The 18,252-nt window shown below is 36.5% G+C and carries 9 protein-coding genes; 6 read left to right on the top strand and 3 right to left on the bottom strand.

What is annotated here, in order from left to right; genetic code table 11:
- Positions 1 to 145: 145 nt before the first annotated feature.
- The 4 genes from RT723_RS07595 to RT723_RS07610 all read left to right on the top strand — a co-directional run bounded on the left by RT723_RS07595 (position 146) and on the right by RT723_RS07610 (position 5,107).
- Complete coding sequence (locus tag RT723_RS07595; RefSeq protein ID WP_315946533.1) at positions 146 to 676, top strand: hypothetical protein; 531 nt, start codon at positions 146 to 148, stop codon at positions 674 to 676.
- Between the two features lie 157 nt (positions 677 to 833).
- A complete protein-coding gene (locus tag RT723_RS07600; RefSeq protein WP_315946534.1) occupies positions 834 to 1,502 on the top strand; it encodes a methylamine utilization protein in 669 nt (222 codons plus the stop codon).
- Entirely contained in the window at positions 1,492 to 3,885 is a 2,394-nt protein-coding gene (locus tag RT723_RS07605; RefSeq protein WP_315946535.1) for a putative bifunctional diguanylate cyclase/phosphodiesterase, read from the top strand. Before RT723_RS07600 ends, RT723_RS07605 begins: the two co-directional genes overlap by 11 nt.
- Complete coding sequence (locus RT723_RS07610; protein WP_315946536.1) at positions 3,875 to 5,107, top strand: hypothetical protein; 1,233 nt, start codon at positions 3,875 to 3,877, stop codon at positions 5,105 to 5,107. The genes RT723_RS07605 and RT723_RS07610 overlap by 11 nt, the downstream gene beginning before the upstream one ends.
- An 85-nt stretch (positions 5,108 to 5,192) precedes the next feature.
- On the opposite strand, the gene RT723_RS07615 is transcribed toward RT723_RS07610, so the two are convergent.
- The 3 genes from RT723_RS07615 to RT723_RS07625 form a co-directional block, all read right to left on the bottom strand.
- Complete coding sequence (locus RT723_RS07615) at positions 5,193 to 7,307, bottom strand: methyl-accepting chemotaxis protein (protein WP_315946537.1); 2,115 nt, start codon at positions 7,305 to 7,307, stop codon at positions 5,193 to 5,195.
- Positions 7,308 to 7,436: 129 nt separating this feature from the next.
- Entirely contained in the window at positions 7,437 to 8,372 is a 936-nt protein-coding gene (locus RT723_RS07620; RefSeq protein WP_315946538.1) for a GGDEF domain-containing response regulator, read from the bottom strand.
- Position 8,373: 1 nt separating this feature from the next.
- A complete protein-coding gene (locus RT723_RS07625) occupies positions 8,374 to 12,849 on the bottom strand; it encodes a response regulator (RefSeq protein WP_315946539.1) in 4,476 nt (1,491 codons plus the stop codon).
- A 154-nt stretch (positions 12,850 to 13,003) separates the two neighbouring features.
- Between RT723_RS07625 and RT723_RS07630 the strand changes: the two genes are divergently transcribed.
- Both RT723_RS07630 and RT723_RS07635 read left to right on the top strand, forming a co-directional pair.
- Positions 13,004 to 15,133 (top strand): EAL domain-containing protein, encoded by a 2,130-nt coding sequence (locus RT723_RS07630; RefSeq protein ID WP_315946540.1) that lies wholly within the window; start codon positions 13,004 to 13,006, stop codon positions 15,131 to 15,133.
- Positions 15,134 to 15,135: 2 nt separating this feature from the next.
- The gene (locus tag RT723_RS07635) at positions 15,136 to 18,222 is read left to right on the top strand and encodes an ATP-binding protein (RefSeq protein ID WP_315946541.1); all 3,087 of its coding nucleotides are present in this window, start codon (positions 15,136 to 15,138) and stop codon (positions 18,220 to 18,222) included.
- Positions 18,223 to 18,252 lie beyond the last annotated feature (30 nt).

Raw genomic sequence — 18,252 nt, forward strand, 5'->3', positions numbered from 1 at the left:
AAATAATTTACCTCTAACCACCAATATTCATAGCAAAGCGAGCCAATGAATATAGATTAATTATTGAAAGAGGCAATATTGACAAATTAATAACTCGCATTAATTAAATGCGGCTTCAAATTAACGATTACGTGAGGTTAACTAATTGCTGCCACATGACGCCATCGCGCGCGATAACAATTTATTTGCCATAGCAGAGTATCCGTTGGTCACCATTTATGATGATAATCTATTTGTTCGTAATGACTACGACGTATTGTCATTTGGCCAACGTAAATACCTTATCAACTTCTTTTCAAATAATGGTTACACACAAAGTTCTGGCAAAAAATTAACAAACCTAGATAAAACGATTCATTTTCTTGGACCAAGTTCTAATTTAGCCGTGTCGAGCTTTCAACCAGAATTCCTCAACGATAATAAACACCACGCCTATTGCGTAACTCCGACAATGTTTGCAGAAGTTATTTGCAATAAGTGGGCAAATACTAATGAAACCAAAGCGCTCAACCAGTTGTTTCGATTAATCCAAACGTGCCCATATAATATTGAATGGTTAAGAGATATTAGCTACCGCAGCGAAATTGAAAATTTTACCAAATTTTATTACCCGCGATTATTAACATTTCAACAAAAAACCATAAATAAAAAGTTCAAACATAAAAAGGCACTTTGACCGATTTATATAACGTTAACACCCTAAATACTTGTTAACCGTTTACTTGTTTAACTCCACATCAACCATCTAGTTAATCGCCAATTTAGAATTTACTTTGCGATTATTGCCTTGACTACGTACACTGATTTATAACCAACTTATTGTGTAATTAAATATGTTTATCAAGCAGATACTTAAAGTCGTTGTAACAAACACTATTGGCCTAACCTTAGGATTATTGTTTAATTTTTATATCTTTGCTGCTGACGTTACGATTAGCGTAACTAACGTAACAGGAGAGCCTGTTAAAAATGTCGTCATTGCGCTTGAACCTACAGACAAATCTAATATGCCCTTAGACCCCACGCCTCAAGTAATGGATCAAATAGACACCCAGTTTTCACCACATATTTTACCTGTACAAAAAGGGGCAAATGTCAGTTTTCCAAATTCAGATTCGGTGCAACATCATGTTTATTCATTTTCACAAGCTAAGGCTTTTGAATTAAAGTTATATCGCGACCGCAAACCTCAGCCATTGCCATTCGAAAAAGAAGGTGAGGTGGTATTAGGCTGCAATATTCACGACTGGATGCTTGGCTATGTGTATGTATTAGACACCCCATGGTTTGCCAAAACCGGGGGGAACGGCAGCGCAACAATAACCTTACCCGATGGACAGTACACCCTAAAATTGCATAGTCCTTTACTCCAGGGCTCAGATAATGAAATAAAAAAAGCGGTAAGTATAAATGGAACTAGTAATATAAAGCTCAACTTAACTAGCCCGCTATTGCAACAATTAATGGATTATGAAAAAGGTGACGAGTTTGATGCCTATTAACTTTCGTTCATTACAGAATCGTAACTTTTTAGTCTTTTTACTGTCGTTAATTATTTCAGTAAGCGCTGTATTAGCGGTTACATTGCAACAAACCTATTACCATTCAAATCAACAGCTTGAAGGACAGTTTTCAGCCTCACGAGCGGTGTTATTTTATAAACTAGAAAAAGACGCATTGGCACTGCGTCGCGGTTTAAATACCGCAAGTAAAGACTTTGCTATTAAACAATTAATTGCTGGCGCAACACAAGATCCTGAGTCGTTACAACTTGCACTTAATAATTATCAAAGTCGGCTAAACAGTGATTTTATGGCGGTATTTAATAAACAAAAACAACTTCTCACTGGTACTGACAATTTCAACTTTGACCATTTTATTAACTCGGCAGCAGCGGATCAACAGCTCAACTTTAAGTTCCAAGACAATGAACTCTATTTGATTGTGTATCATGACGTTAAGTTTAATGAGAATGTACCTACCCCCGACGCGTTTTTATTAACTGGGGTGAAGTTATCTAGGTTGGTATCCAGTAGCCTAAAAACCATTACCAATTTTGACGTTAGCATTCAATACAAACAGGCAGTAGTTGCGACGAGTTTAATTGACATAGAACTTAATACGTTGTCGACAGGCTTTAAAGATTTAGTGCAAACAAATACAAATCTAAGCCATGATCTACGCAGCAGTCAAAGCAAGAGCGAACCGAAAACTATGTTAGTTGGCCAACAAGAACTGGTTTATTACCAAGCTGAACTTGGTCGCATTGACAACAATATCATTACGGTATTTTTTACTTTGCCTGAAACCATGGCACATATAAATTATCAAAACTTAATTTTACAATTGTCGGTAACCATAACCTTGGTAATGTTACTGGTCTCGTTTTTAACCTTCTCATTCTCTCGCAGTATTGCCAAACCATTACGAGCGCTAGCGCAAGTGGCCAATGAAATTAGACAAGGTAAATATCCGACCATCGACCATGACACTCGATTATCTGAAGTGGAAAGCCTATCCTTTGCCCTATCGGGTATGCAAGACGCAATTCAAAAGCGTGAACAAGAAAACCATCAACTTGCATTTTATAGCCAATTAACCCAGTTACCCAATCGCACTTATTTTTTGAAATATTTACGAGAACAACTTGCACAGGTTAATGTGGGGCCATTCGCTGTATTGTGGATGGATGTCGACCGTTTTAAAGATATAAATGATACCTTAGGTCATGAATTTGGTGATAAGGTGCTAACCCAGATCAGCCAGCGGTTAGACCAAAATAAGGCGGCTAATGTCTTTTTAGCCTATTTAGACGGTGATGAATTCGCTGCGCTTATACCCGTGACGACTCCAACAGATTCTGCGTTAGTAGCCGAACAATTCGCCCACCTGTTTAATTTACCATTTACTGTTGATGATATTTCATTAGACGTATCAATAAGCATTGGCGTTTCAACCTTCCCTACCCATGCTCAATTTGCCGAACAATTAATGCAATACGCCGACATTGCGCTTTACGAAGCAAAAACTCAACATCACAGTGTGGAAGAATATAAAGCAAGTGATAATAAGTATTCTGTAGTGCGCCTAAGTCTAATGACAGAGCTTAGAAATGCCATTGAGAATCAGCAACTAAATTTGTTCTACCAACCAAAAATCGACATTAAAACGGGCCGTATTTCAAGTGTTGAATGTTTAGTGCGCTGGCAGCACCCTGAGCATGGGTTTATATTCCCAGACGATTTCATACCGCTTGCTGAGCAAACTGGTAATATTCGCTATCTAACAAAGTGGGCAATTGAAACAGCCTTAATACAACAGCAACGGTTACTGAACTTAGGTTTTAATTTAAAAATGGCGGTGAATATATCAACGGTAGATTTAATAGACCTCAATTTGCCACCGTATGTAGCTCAGCTTTTAGCTAAATACGATATTAAACCTCAAATGTTAACGCTTGAGGTAACTGAAAGTTCAATCATGTCAGATCCTGAAAACGCGATAACCGCGCTTTCAATGTTGAAAAATATGGGCATCAACTTATCCATTGATGACTTTGGAACCGGTTATTCGTCGATGGAACAGCTTAAACGCACTCCAGTTAACGAACTCAAAATTGACAAATCTTTTGTCCTTGAATTAGCCAACAGCCCAGACGATATAATTATTGTTAAATCAATTACCAATTTGGCTCATAACTTGGGGTTGTCGATTGTGGCTGAAGGAGTAGAAAATATCTTAAGCCTGCAAAAACTAGCCGAGCTTGAAGTTGAAACCGCACAAGGGTACTTTATTAGTAAGCCATTGCCTGCAACAGACTTAGAACAATGGTTAACTGCGAATAAAGGCATTTTTGAAGTGGAGTTAGAGCACAATGATGAATAACAAAACACTTAGCGTTATTGCATTATTATGTTGTTCCACTTCTGTACCGGCAGCCAAAATAACTGGGCTGGCTGAAGTAAGTTTGGTATCTACTGAAAAACAAGCCAGTTGGTTAAATAGCTGGATGCAAGGTGGTGTTGGTCTGCTACGATACGATGAGCAAGACAGCATTGTATTTAACCAAGCGTTTATCGAGTTAGAACAAAACTTACCATACAACATTTCATTTAATGCTACCGCTCACTACCAAGCAGACGGCGAGCAAAACTTAGGCATTAGCGAAGCATATTTATCCTACCGCCCTCTTAGCCAAGGATTAAAACATCAGTTTAAAGCCGGTTTTTTCTACCCTAAAATGTCCTTAGAAAACGCCGACGCGGGTTGGACTAGCCCTTACAACTATAACTTTTCCGCTATTAATTCTTGGCTGGCCGAGGAATTAAGAACCATAGGCATGGAATGGACAGTATCTCGTCCAGGCAGAGTTCATCGTTCACCACATAGTTATTCGTTTACCCTATCTGCTTTTCAAGCAAATGATGGTTTAGCGTCGTTATTAGCTTGGCGCGGTTGGGCTTTACACAATCGACAAACCGTTTATGGCGAACAAGTAAATTTTGCCAACTACTTTCAATTTCAATCAAACCCGACACCTAATCCTACTTATGTCGTACCGTTTAAAGAAACCGATAATCGACTTGGTTTTTATCTGGGTGCTAATTGGCGATATTTGCGTTCTACCGATGTAAGAGTTTATTTTTATGATAATTTAGCAGACCCGATGGCGGTAGAACCTGATATGCAATACGCTTGGCGCAATCAATTTGTGTCTATTGCTGGGTTACATAAATTCAATAAACAATGGCGTGTATTAGCACAGTGGATGGATGGCTATACCGAAATGGGTGATAAAATAAAAGGCGTGTTCTTTGACTATAATGCTTGGTATTTATTGCTGAGTTACCACCATTCGGACCATCGCTATTCAGTTCGCTACGACAAATTTTCAGTAACCGATACCGATATCAACCCAGAAGATCCAAATGATAGTGATGGCAGTGCCGTTACGTTAACCTGGCGTTACGACATTAATAGTGCCTGGCAAGCCGGAGTTGAATACATTCATGTTGATAGCAGCAACGATAGCCGAACCTTATGGCGAAACTGGCAAGCTCAGCAAAAACAAACTCAATTCATAGCGACGATTCAATACAGATTTTAATCGCTAAAAAAACAACAAGACTTGGTGATATGCCAAGCCTTGATATAGTTAAACGCTCTATATTTGTTATTAAGCTAATATTCTGTTAGCACTTTAGTCGCCTCAATTGACTTTCAATATTTTCAACAAGTTCTTTTGATTCTCGGCTATTTTCCTGTAACTCTTGTCCCAACACAGCTAATCCTTTACTGCTATCAGAGACCGACACTAACCTGGAGTTAATATCTTCAGCTACTTGACTTTGTTGCTCTGCAGCCGTTGCAACTTGCTCAGAACTTTCATTGATCTGTTTAATACTTTCCATCGTTTCAGTCAATCGCTCAAAACTAACACTGGTTTTTTCAACCGTATTAGCCACCGTCACTTTTATGCTACCTAAAGTATCAACCGCTTTATTTACATCAAGCTGTAAGTTACCAATCAGGTCACTAATATCTTGGGTAGAAGTTTGAGTACGAGCAGCTAGACTTCTCACCTCGTCGGCAACCACAGCAAACCCTCGGCCTTGTTCACCCGCACGAGCTGCTTCAATGGCTGCATTTAGGGCTAATAAATTAGTTTGTTCAGCAATGGAACGTATGGTCTCAACTATGCTTGTAATATCTGAACTACGCGAAGCAACTTGAGATATTTGCTCACTGGTCACTTCCATCGTTTGCTCTAACTGCTGAACTTCACTCACATTCTCTTGTAAGGTGTCTTGCGTGGCATGTAATAACTCATTGGCGGTTGTGCCACCTTGTGCAGTGATAGCTGCAAGTTTTGCGACTTCGCTTGCAGCAGCAGCCATTTCTGTCATAGCGGTTGCGATATTATCTAAGTCGTACTGTTGATCATGAGTCTCTTTTTTCACACTAATTGCAATTTTCTCTAATTGAGTAAACTTACTCACTAATTCATTTGAATATTGCTTAGAAGCTCCAATCATTTGAGCTAACTTTGTAATAAATTGGTTAAAACCATTGGCTAATAAAATCAGTTCTTTATGACTTTCAATCGTGACGGTTTGAGTTAAATCGCCTTCTCTTTCTGCCAATTCTTGAATAGAACTTGAAACCAGTTCTATTGGTGATGTAATTGACTTAGCTAACCACATAGAAAATACCATGGCGCCAATTAAAAATACGATTGACGATATAACTAATCGTGTAACGACGGCGGTTAAACTATTTTCTGCGTGATCTGTCATGTAATTAATTGATGCCAAGGCTACACTTTCAGGCACTGATACAATTAAAGTCCATTCCACTTTAGCCTCTGGAATTAATACCGGAACTTTTACATGCCAATAGTCTTGATTTACAATTGTGTCTTTGTTGCTAATCAAAATACTCTTAAGATCTTGGCTAACTTTTAAAGCACTTTGGGATAACGAATCTGCATATTTGTTAGAGGCGATCAGCAGGTTTCTTTGACTGACTAAAGTAATCGAAGAGCTACCGCCAAATAACGATTTTGCCTGTTCTGTGATCCATTTTTGAACAACAGGCAAATTAATATCAACGCCAACCAACCCTCTAAATGTACCATTAGTAATGACTGGGGCTGCCAACGTTGTCATTAATTGTTCGTTACCAGGTTCAATCTCATATAAATATGGGTCTAATGCACAAGGTTTTAACGAGTCTTTACTGCATAAATACCACTCGGCCTCTCGTATGCCGTTTTCGTCTTTGTTATCTAGGTATTTTTCATTAGCATCTTCAGTAGGATAAAAAACAATTTCACCATCTTCGCGTATCCAGTATGTTTCAATAGTTCCTGCTGGACTTGAATGATTCAACGAACCGATATATTGAGAATCTAAATTGTCGTACCCATTTGCTTCAAATTGTGCATAAATTGAACTTATTGTTGGACTGGACTTTAATGCGTATTTACCCATATCTTTCACTAGCTCTCGACTTAGCGGGGTATTAGGGTGAGCTGTGTTAGATAGAGTTTCAGCAAAGATTAAAGCTGGAGCAAAACTTTGAGTTAATAACTTACTGACTCGCTCACCTGCAAGGGAACCGGCATCTTTCATCGATTTAATGACAGACGCCTTTAATTCTACTTTGGTGCTACTGATCTGCTCATCAGAAAATGATGACAAGCTCATTGCTGACAAGACGCCAAAAACTAAAGCACATAACATGACAATAAAAACAAATAAAACACTAACTTTGCGTTTGATGGAGGCTTGTTTATTCAGTAACATTAGATAATATTCCATACTTTCAATTATGTGTGTATCGGCAATAAGTTATGTTAACTTTAGGGCGATTTATCTGACATGTAGGTTAGTTTTATTCACTCGTTAAAACTTGGATAATGTCTGTTTTAATATCTAAACCAACTGCCCATGTTTACAGATATTACGTCCGCTTTGTTTTGCATGTCTTAAGTAATTTTCTGCATCATCTAACAAGGTGACCATGTTTTGCTGAGCAGTGAACACAGTGGAGATGCCAACGCTCACTGATAAAAACTTAACACTAGATTTAGGGTGTGCTATTTCCTCCGCCAAAACCGTTCTTCGTATCTTTTCACCTACAGAAATAGCACCAATCAGTTCAGTATTAGGTAAGATAACGGCAAAAATCCCACCGCCTAAACGAGCAACAAAATCACTAGGTCGCATAAGTGTATCTTGAATGCGAACCGCCACTTGTTTTAGTGAAATATCACCGCGAATATGGCCATAAACGTCATTAAACAATTTAAAATTATCAATATCGACTAGAAGTAATGCTGAATCTTGCTTTTCACGATTACTGCTGTTTTCTAACTTAGTGATATGTTCTTCAAAATATCGCCGATTATAGACTTTAGTCAGATAATCAATAAACACTAAGCTGCTTAACATATCCCTTTGATATTTAAGAGTAAGGTGGGCTTTAACTCTATTTTTTAACGTGGTTGGTTTAATAGGTTTATTAATAAAATCGACGCCTCCGTTTTCCCAACAAGCCTCCTCTTCATCTTGTTGTTCACACGAAGTGACGAATATGATTGGGATTTCAGCGGTAGATAATCGTTGTTTTAAAATCACACACGTTTCGATCCCTGACATGTAAGGCATAACAACATCTAACAGGATTAAATCAGGTGGATTTTTATTACATAACTCTATGGCTTGATCACCACTTGTTGCTGCGACAATTTTATACTCACTCGATAATATCTTATCTACTATCTTTATGTTAATAGGTTGGTCATCGACCACTAAAATAGTTGAATTAGCTAAGTTTAATTCGGTTTTTACGTCAATTTTATTTATCACACTACTCTTCCATTAATAGCTTTTTTAACGCATCTAAATGCAATTTAGCCTCATTAAATTGTAACTTATTCAAACATGCAACTAACTTTTCACTAAGTGGTTTAGAAATGGATTTTAACGGTTCTTCTATTTTATGATAAGTATCAATTGCATTAAGATTGAACCCTAAAACATCTTCATACAAACTCGAAAAAGCGTCTTCAAAATTAACCATCAAATTTGATTTCTCAGACTCTTTATTCGGCAACAATAAATGTAATAACCCTTGAACGTCATCGGCCGTTTGTTTCATCAACTGATGCACGTTTGCAAATTGTGATTTCGATAGTTCTTCATCACTTTCAAAGACTTTTTGTTCAATCTGATGTTCTATTTCTTTTGTTAATTCACCAAGTTGTTTAAAACCTAAACTTTCTGAAGTACTTTTCAACGTGTGAAAGAGTATGAAATCATCCTGCTCTATTCGCTTGTTAACGGATGCACTTAACTTGATTAACTCAACATTAAGGTCATCTAAAAACAAAACTAAAGAACGTTTGTATAAGTCATTTAAATAATTAAACCTTGCTAAACAATTTTCAATATCTATGTTCTTATTAACACAGTATTCAATCGCTTCATTCGTTAAGCAGTCTTGTACTTTTTTATTGGAAATAGCCACACTGGTTAATGTATTAACACCAGACGTAGCCTCTAGAATAATTTCAACCACTTTATTAATTTGAAAAGGTTTAGCTATATGTCCATCCATCCCAGCTTCAAAACATAACTTAACATCCTTATCTGAAACATTCGCAGTCATCGCATAAATAGGCAAGGTTAAATACTGTTCATGCGCTCTAATACGTCGTGTGGTTTCATAACCGTCCAAATCCGGCATTTGGATATCCATTAGAATGAAATCAAACGTATAGTTATTTAATTCTTCTAAAGCGATCAACCCACCACTGGCTACGACAACTAATGCCCCTTGACTCTCTAATAGGGTTCTAGCGATTAATTGATTAGCTGGATTATCTTCAACCACTAAAATTTGTTTATTTAATAACGATTTCTCTTTTTTTGTTACTTTTGGAATTTGAGCATTATGTTCAGAAGCGCTGACTGCATCGGTAATCGCTTCAACTAACATAGTTCGGGTTACCGGCTTAGAAATAAACCCATTTAACAATGATTTTGATTCCGCCGCTTTTTCCGCTAACCGTTGTCGACTTAATGCAGACACCATTATCAGCAATGGAACATTGTCAACTGGCGTGATATCTCTTATTTTTTCAGCTAGTTGCCAACCATCTACATCAGGCATTTTCCAGTCAACTAACACTAGGTCAAACGCTTTATTATTGTCTAGCCCTTGCTGGAATAACCTTAATCCATCTTCCGCACTCGAAGCGACAGACACTTGCCACCCGAGTAACTTAATTGTGTTACCTAACACATTTAAGGCTGTAATATTGTCGTCGACCAAGAGAACATTCAGCGACTTATTAATGCTAACGGGTATTAGACTATTTGGTGTGTCGACTTCCACTAAATCGATGTTAAAACTAAATGTGGAGCCAACGCCTTTTTTACTGACGACGGTCAACTCGCCACCCATTAAATTTACAAATTGATGGGCTATTGATAATCCGACGCCCAAACCACCATAGTGACGAGCACTTGAGTCATCGGATTGAGAAAATAATTCAAAAATTTTCTCCAGTTTTTCTGGCTCGATCCCTATGCCAGAATCGGTAATGGAGAATAACAAGGTTACCTTACTATCTTGTAAACGCTCTACACTAATCCTAATGATGACCTCACCTTCTAGACTAAATTTAACCGCGTTCGTGGCTATATTTAGGATAACTTGGTGTAACTTTTTTTCATCGCCAAGCAAAATTAAAGGCACATCTGCGTCAATGTCAAAGTGGACTTCTAAAGGTTTATCGCCAATCAAGTTTGATAAATGGAAACCTATATCGTCTAACACTTCATCAAATACAAATTCAGTATTTTCTAATGTTAATAACCCACGTTCCGCATCACTCAAATCCATAATGTCATCGATGATGTAGGTTAAATGTCTCATGGATTGTTTAGCTCCATCAACACTAGTACGTTGTATGTCACTTAATACGGTTAATTCCAACATTTGTAACATGCCATTGGCAATATTAAGTGGGGTTCTTAACTCATGGCTCATTTTTGAGATGAAGGTTGATTTTGACTTACTCGCTGCATCTACATTAGATAAGGCCGTTTTTAATTTCGTTTCTTCAATCAACCTAAGCGAAATATTCTTACCCGCAAAATAATAAAAAACATCATCATCAATCATTAGCTTACAGCAAGAGATAAGCATAGGTATGGTTTGACCGCTACTTTGTTGGTAAGAACGTTCTATACTGATCCTGCTATTATCGTCTATATTATTTTTAAGGGCTTCCCATGATTCATCTTCTTTATAAATGATAATTTCATTGATTGATTGATATTGAACAGAACGGTTTGTATAACCTAATTGAATATTGGCGAAATTATTTAAATGAATAATATGTCCTTGCGGATCTAACCAAAACAGAACATCTTGAGAATTATCCAAAGCACTATTAATCAAAGAGACGTGCCGCTTCAACGATAGAGTTTCGCGAATATCTTCAGCTAAAAATACATAACCACTTGCTTTGCCAAACTCATCTAAAATAGTTGACGTGGTTAATTCAATAGGAACATCTAAATCAATATTATGATTACAAAATGTAACCAGCGTCGAAGCGTTATGTTCCAATAACTTTGCAACCCACTTAGAAAAATTGGAATGTTCATCGGAATCGAAGAAGGTAGACTGTATTAATTCAATAATGTTTAAGCTGTCTACTGTGTCGTTTTCATTGAGTTTTAACAAATCCTGTGCACTTTGATTTATCAACGAAATTACGCCGTCCATATTGGTAGCGATAATTGCCGTATGACTACTATTTAATACACTACTTTGAAACTGAGCTTTGCGTATGACCTCCCCCGATTTAACCGTCACCTGTTGTTCTAACAGTTCATTTTTTATTTTTAAGTCGTTTTGTAATTGAATAAGTTTGGTGATATCACTGATACTAACGGTTGCACCTAAGAAAGAACTGTTTTTCATTAAAGGAATTAAACTTATTTGTAATTGTTTTGCTGTTTCACTTTCGGCATTTTTTACAACAAAAGGTAAGTTTAAAATAGATTCTCCGCGACTCACTTGTTTAAAGTAACTGACTAATTCTGCTTGTTTTATATATGGTTTTAACCACTCTAATAAGGTCACAGACCTTGTCTTTTCAAGGTGTTGTAACTTGTTAAATAAGTCCTCTGCTGCGTGATTCCAATGTAATACTAAAAAGTCTTTATCAACTGCAATTATTGATTCACTGGTATTTTCAACAACTGCGGCATAACTTAATTTACGAGTGATTGACTCAAACCGTTTGGATAACGTGCGGCCAATAAAAAACATAAAAATCGACAATAGTAGAGAGACAAATATGACTTGGTTGCGAATCAAATGAGCAGGAGTGAGTTCTAAAGAATCAATATAATTTATGGTTGGGGATAATGTGATTAGCCAGTTTCTACCGAAAACTTCTAAGCTGTTTGTTAATGCATATCGCTTGTTAATTTCTGAATCTACCTCAGAATTAAAAAAGTTGGTTTCTTGTTTCAAATAGACGTCTGAAATACTAATTTGAAAGTTAGTATTTAAGCTAGATACAGAATCTAAAATTTCATTAATTAATAAAGGAGAATACACCCAAGCGTTAAAGTCACTTTTTTGGTTTAGATTCAACTCTCGGGCAGTTTGGATGGGTAACAATAATAAAAAGCCATGTTTAACTTTATTATCTGCTTGCACTAACGTTATGGGCCCGGTCAACTGAGTTGTGTTTGAAACCGCAGCTTTTATCGCGGCCATTCGTCTGTTTTGTTCAGAGCCAATATCCAAACCTATAGCTTGGAGATTGTCTTTCTCCGGCTCTATATATTGAATGATAAATAAAGGGTCTTGTGGATTATCTAATTGCTTTAATCTAAATTTTCCATCTCTATCTTTTGCTGCATTTTCCAAAAAAGAGACCAGCTCGTCTTGTCCTACCTTTTTAATAACACCAAAACCTCTGGAGCCTGGGAACGCATTTTTATAATCTCGACTGTGAAAATATTCCTGATGGTGCTTATGAGTAAAATCTTCTAACTTGACCGTTTTGATAGTGCCTCGTAACCCATGCAAGGCCTGCTCATATTTACTAAGCTCAGATAAGATATCTGCAGAAACTGCAACCAACTCTTTATTTATTTGCTCATTAAGTTTGGATTTATTCTGATTTTCAGTGTTTTTTTCAGACCAAACCGCAACATACAACCCACTCAAGAAAATAATGATGGAAACGACTAAAAATCTAACAAGTAAAGGGTTGATAGACGTCGTTACTCCGGTTAATTTCCCATGGCTCATTTGTAATTAGTCCTTTGATTTTAAAAATGAAATATTTAAATTAATCATAGTCAAATAAATAAATTAGGCTATGATTAATTTTAAGTAATTGTACTTAATAAAATAGTTTTCGCATGTTTTGCTTAACTAATAGTTACTCACGGAAGGTGTAGCAATGTTTATATCGCCACAATACCTAGAAACTCAGAAAATATTAATTATTGATGACTCCCTACAAAATGTACTTTTTTTGCAAAACTCTTTATCCGATTTAGCCGACATTCATTTTTCGTTAAGTGGAATTGAAGGAATAGCCATGGCTAATAAAATTAGCCCTGATATCATCATTTTAGATATTGCTATGCCAGTAATGGATGGATGGCAAGTTTGCAAAGAACTCAAAAGCAACCCAGTTACACAGGCTATCCCAATCATATTTATCACTGGTGTTGATCAGCCAGATGCTGAAGAGTTAGCTCTGGCTCAAGGCGCGATCGATTTCATTACCAAACCTTTTGACCCTAAAGTTTGCCATTTGAGGGTGAAAAATCAATTAAAACTAGTCGCACAATCAAAGATACTTCAACATGCTGAACAAGCCTTATTTTATGAAAAAGAAAGACTACGAATTACTCTAGAATCTATAGGTGATGCAGTAATTGCCACAGATACTAAAGGTTATATTACCTTCATGAATCCAATTGCTGAACGAATGACGGGTTGGCACTTTAAGAAAAATTCACATCACAAAATTGAAGAAGTCATGTTACTTCGTAATTCAAATTCAAAAGAACCGATATTAAACCCAATTTATATCGCGTTAAGTGAGAAACGTATTGCTGGAATGGCACTCAATAGTGAGTTACTTTCTCACACACTTAATGTTTACTCGGTTGAGGACTCTGCGGCTCCTATCAACAATGCAGAGGGTGAAACAATTGGCGCTATTATCGTCTTCCATGATGTAAGTGAAGCGACTGCACTGGCACTAAAAATGAGTCATTTGGCAAATTATGACCAACTTACCGATCTTCCTAATAGTATTTTGTTACAAGACCGTTTAACCGTAGCCATTCAAAACGCAAAAAGAAAAAGAGAAAAAGTAGCCGTATTATTGTTAGCAATTGAAAATTTTAAATATTTAAATGAATCCATTGGCCACCAATTATGTGACCTACTGATATGTCAGATTGCCGACAGAGTTAAACTTCTATTACCCTCATCTTATACTTTAGCTCGCATTAACAGTGATGAATTTGTGATTTTAATGGATGAAATTAATAGCGTCGAGCCAGCATTGAGCTTAGCTTCCGAATTAGTTTCTGTTATGCATCAATCGTATACCATAGAAAACACCCCATATAACGTATCAGTATGTGTAGGCGTCAGTGTATTTCCTAATGACGCCGTTGATGCAGAAGAGTTAATTAGACACGCTGACGTTGCAATGTATAGTGCAAAAAAAGAAGGTCGTAATCATTTTTGTTTTTTCTCTGGTGAATTAGAGGAAGGTTTATTACAACGACACGCACTTGAATTGAAACTGCGCCACGCCATTACTAATGACGAATTAGTTGTTGTGTATCAACCCAAGTTTAATTTACATACCAGAGCCATCGTTGGTGCTGAAGCGTTAGTGAGGATGGTAGATGAAAGTGGCAAGTTTATTTCCCCTGTTGATTTTATTCCAATTGCTGAAGAATCAAATCTAATTGGCGCTTTAGGCAATCAAGTTTTATTAAAAGCGTGTACCGAAGCCGCAAAGTGGCTTATTTCAGGCACTCCAACCTGTGTTTCAGTTAACATTTCAGCCAGTCAATTCATTGGCTCTAAACTTGAGAGTGAAATTGCCAATGTGTTAAATCAATCGCAATTACCTCCACAGTATTTAGAATTAGAAATTACTGAAACTTCGTTAATGGGTGACATTAATGAGACTCAAGCTAAGCTGGTTATTTTAAAAAAATTAGGAATTAACATCTCAATTGATGACTTTGGCACTGGATACTCAAGCCTGTCTTATTTAAAAACATTTGATGTCGATACCATGAAAGTGGATATGTCGTTTGTCAAAGATATGTTAAATAATAAACACGATTATGAAATAGTTAAAACCATCATCTCACTAGGTCAATCATTAACACTTGATGTTGTCGCTGAAGGTGTAGAAACGGAAGAACAGGTTATCGCCTTAACCGATTTAGGATGTACTAAAGGTCAAGGTTACTTATACAGTAGACCTTTATCATCTGACGATTTTCTAACATTCTTAAAAAACTCTGTTCAGCAAGAAAGTGAGCATTAGTTATGTCCCAAGCAGTCAATGTTTCAATAAATAAATACAACAAATTATTACCGCTTACAATTGGCGGATTTGCTCTAATTTGTATACTTATCTACGCCATTTATGGTCACTTCGCCAAAGAAAAAATAGAAACAGAGTTACTTCATGAGCTACAAATTAAAATAGAGTCTACCCATGACTTTATAAACAAACGTTTTAATGAAAATAAATCCACATTACATTTTTTATTCTCTACCCCTCCAGTTCGAGGAATTACCCGAGCAATAAATAATGAGGGTATCGACCCATTTGACGGCACCACGACCAAACAATGGAAAAATAGATTAGAAACTATTCTTTCAGCTTTTATCACTAACAATCCAGAAATTCGACAAATTAGATATATCACGAAACTTAACTCCGGAAGAGAGCTCGTGCGCGTAGAAAGACAAAATAATAAAGTTGTCATTTTATCTGATGGTTTGTTACAAAATAAGCAACAAACTGATTATTATAAAGCCATTGAACAATTACATATCAACGAAGAATACATTTCCGATATCACATTAAACCGTGAATATGGGATCATTGAAGATCCTATTTGGCCTACTTACCGAGTCGCAAGACCTATCTTTGACCAGGACTACCAATTTTTTGGCTTTCTAATTTTAAATATAGATGCCACATCGCTGTTAGATCATTTACAAAATGAATATTCTAAAACAAACTTCAACCTGTTCGTATTAAATAATGACGGTTACTTTGTTAGCGCCAAAAACGAAGCCATGACCTTTGGATTTGACCTAGATAACCATGATGCAACTTGGTCAAAACTAACCAATACAACCAAATTACCTAACGACGAAACTACCCACGAAGTGCTTTTCAATCAAAAGGCATATTATATGTATGGAAAAAATTTACGACTGTCTCTTCGCGACTTTCGAAGCTTAAATATAGTGGGGGCTGTTGCAGAAAATAAAATAAACCTAATTTGGCAAGAGCAACGTAAATTTGTCTTAATCATCATCAGTTCACTATTTGTTTTGTTTTTTATACTTGCCTTAATTTACCAAAGGTATATTAATAAAATCTTACGCTTATACGATAATCAATCCCGCTATGAAGCCATCATTTCTGGCTCATCTGATGCAATAATTAATATTGACTTAACGGGTAAAGTGCTCAGTTGGAATGAGTCAGCCACTTACTTGTTTGGTCTAAATTCTGACATGGCTCTGACTAAAGGTATTAACCAAGTCATAGGTGTCACTGAGAAGAAGTACTTAATTTCAAAAAAACAATTGAGTGACGTAATAAGCAAAAAGCAGCCCGCCTTATATGAGGTTATAAATACGTCCGATGAGGCAGAACCAATATATTATTCGGTGAGTTTGTCACCAGTATTCCCACATGACTCCGAATCCGCGAGTTCCTTAGCAGCGATAATTAGAGACATCACAGAATCTAAAATCAATGAACTGAAGATCCTTAATCATAACGAATCACTAGAAATTGAAGTTCAACAACGCACCAAACAATTAGAAATTGCGACTAAAGACGCAGTTAATGCCAACCAATCCAAAAGTGCTTTTGTTGCCAATATTAGCCATGAGATACGTACGCCATTAAATGGTATATCTGGCATGTTAGAATTAATAAACAACGATCCTTTAACGGATAAACAAACCAATTATGTAAAACTAGCCAAGACCAGCATTTCTAATCTAACCGTGTTAATTAATGACTTGTTAAACTTATCTAAAATTGAGTCTGGTAAATTAGATATTGAGTTAAATGAGTTTAATATCATCCAAACAATCAGTTCTGTAATAGAAACTATGTCCATCAAGTGCAAAGAAAAAAACATTGATTTACGTTTTGATTGGCGGGATGTGAAACACGAATATTTAGTCAGTGACGATTACAGAATTAAACAAGTATTAATCAATTTAATCGGCAATGCGATTAAGTTTACTTCTGATGAAGGTACAATCCTGGTCTCTGCCCATACCCAGTTAAATGATCAAAATCCTGAACTTGTAGAGTGCATTATCAAAGTTGAAGATAACGGCATAGGGATGAGTAAAGCCCAACAAAACAAGTTATTTCAACCATTTACACAAGCAACGTCAAGTACAGATAAACAATATGGTGGCACGGGTTTAGGTTTATCTATCTCGAAAAAATTAACTAAGCTGCTCGGCGGCACTATCAGCGTACAAAGTGAAGAAAGCGTAGGCAGTACGTTTACCTTTTCAATTAAATCTAAATTACTTTCAAAACAAACAAGTCCATTAACAAGTGCAAAGTTGTTAGGTAAGAAAATTTTATTGATAAGTAGCATTTCAACGCCATATGACGCCCTTTTAAGCCAACTTAAAAATTGGCAAGCTGAAGTGTATATATTAAATAAACGACAAGCTGAAGAACATATTCATAACGCAACGGCACCTGATTTAATGCTGGTTGATAGTGAGGTTTTTAATACCCATATTGAAGATTATTCTCAATTTTGTGAGTCAGAAAACAACTGTAAATTAATCATATTACAAAACCCGGCATCGCCATTTGATTCAAAGGTAACCGACGTGCACTTTGAACTAGTAGAAACCCCAATACTACCATATCAGTTTGCCAGTATTGTTGATTCCATTTTTACCCATGAAATCAACAAAGCGCCATCCGTTAATAACAAGAAAAAAATAAATGTAACTAACCAATACTCGGTACTGATAGTTGATGATAATGAGATTAACCGAATTGTCGCAGCAGGACTGTTAGAGTCTCTTCCTATTGAAATAAGCACAGCAGCAAATGGTCAAGAAGCGATAGATTTATTAAATAACTCAGTTAACAAATTCGACCTTATTTTAATGGATTGCCAAATGCCGGTATTAGACGGATTTCAAGCGACGGAATTAATAAGAAAAGGTCAAGCGGGCTCTGATAACTCATCCATAATGATCATTGCGATGACAGCAGGCGCGATGGCTGGAGATAAGGATGCGTGTATTCAAGCAGGTATGAATGACTTTATTATGAAACCTTTGGATGTAACTAGCTTTCGAAATACCGTTTCTACCTGGTTAAATAAAACCAGTAGTTAATCCAGACTCTGTGGATATCAATAAAAAAAA

Origin of the sequence: Psychrosphaera aquimarina, assembly GCF_032461525.1 — a bacterium.
Lineage (GTDB): Bacteria > Pseudomonadota > Gammaproteobacteria > Enterobacterales > Alteromonadaceae > Psychrosphaera > Psychrosphaera aquimarina.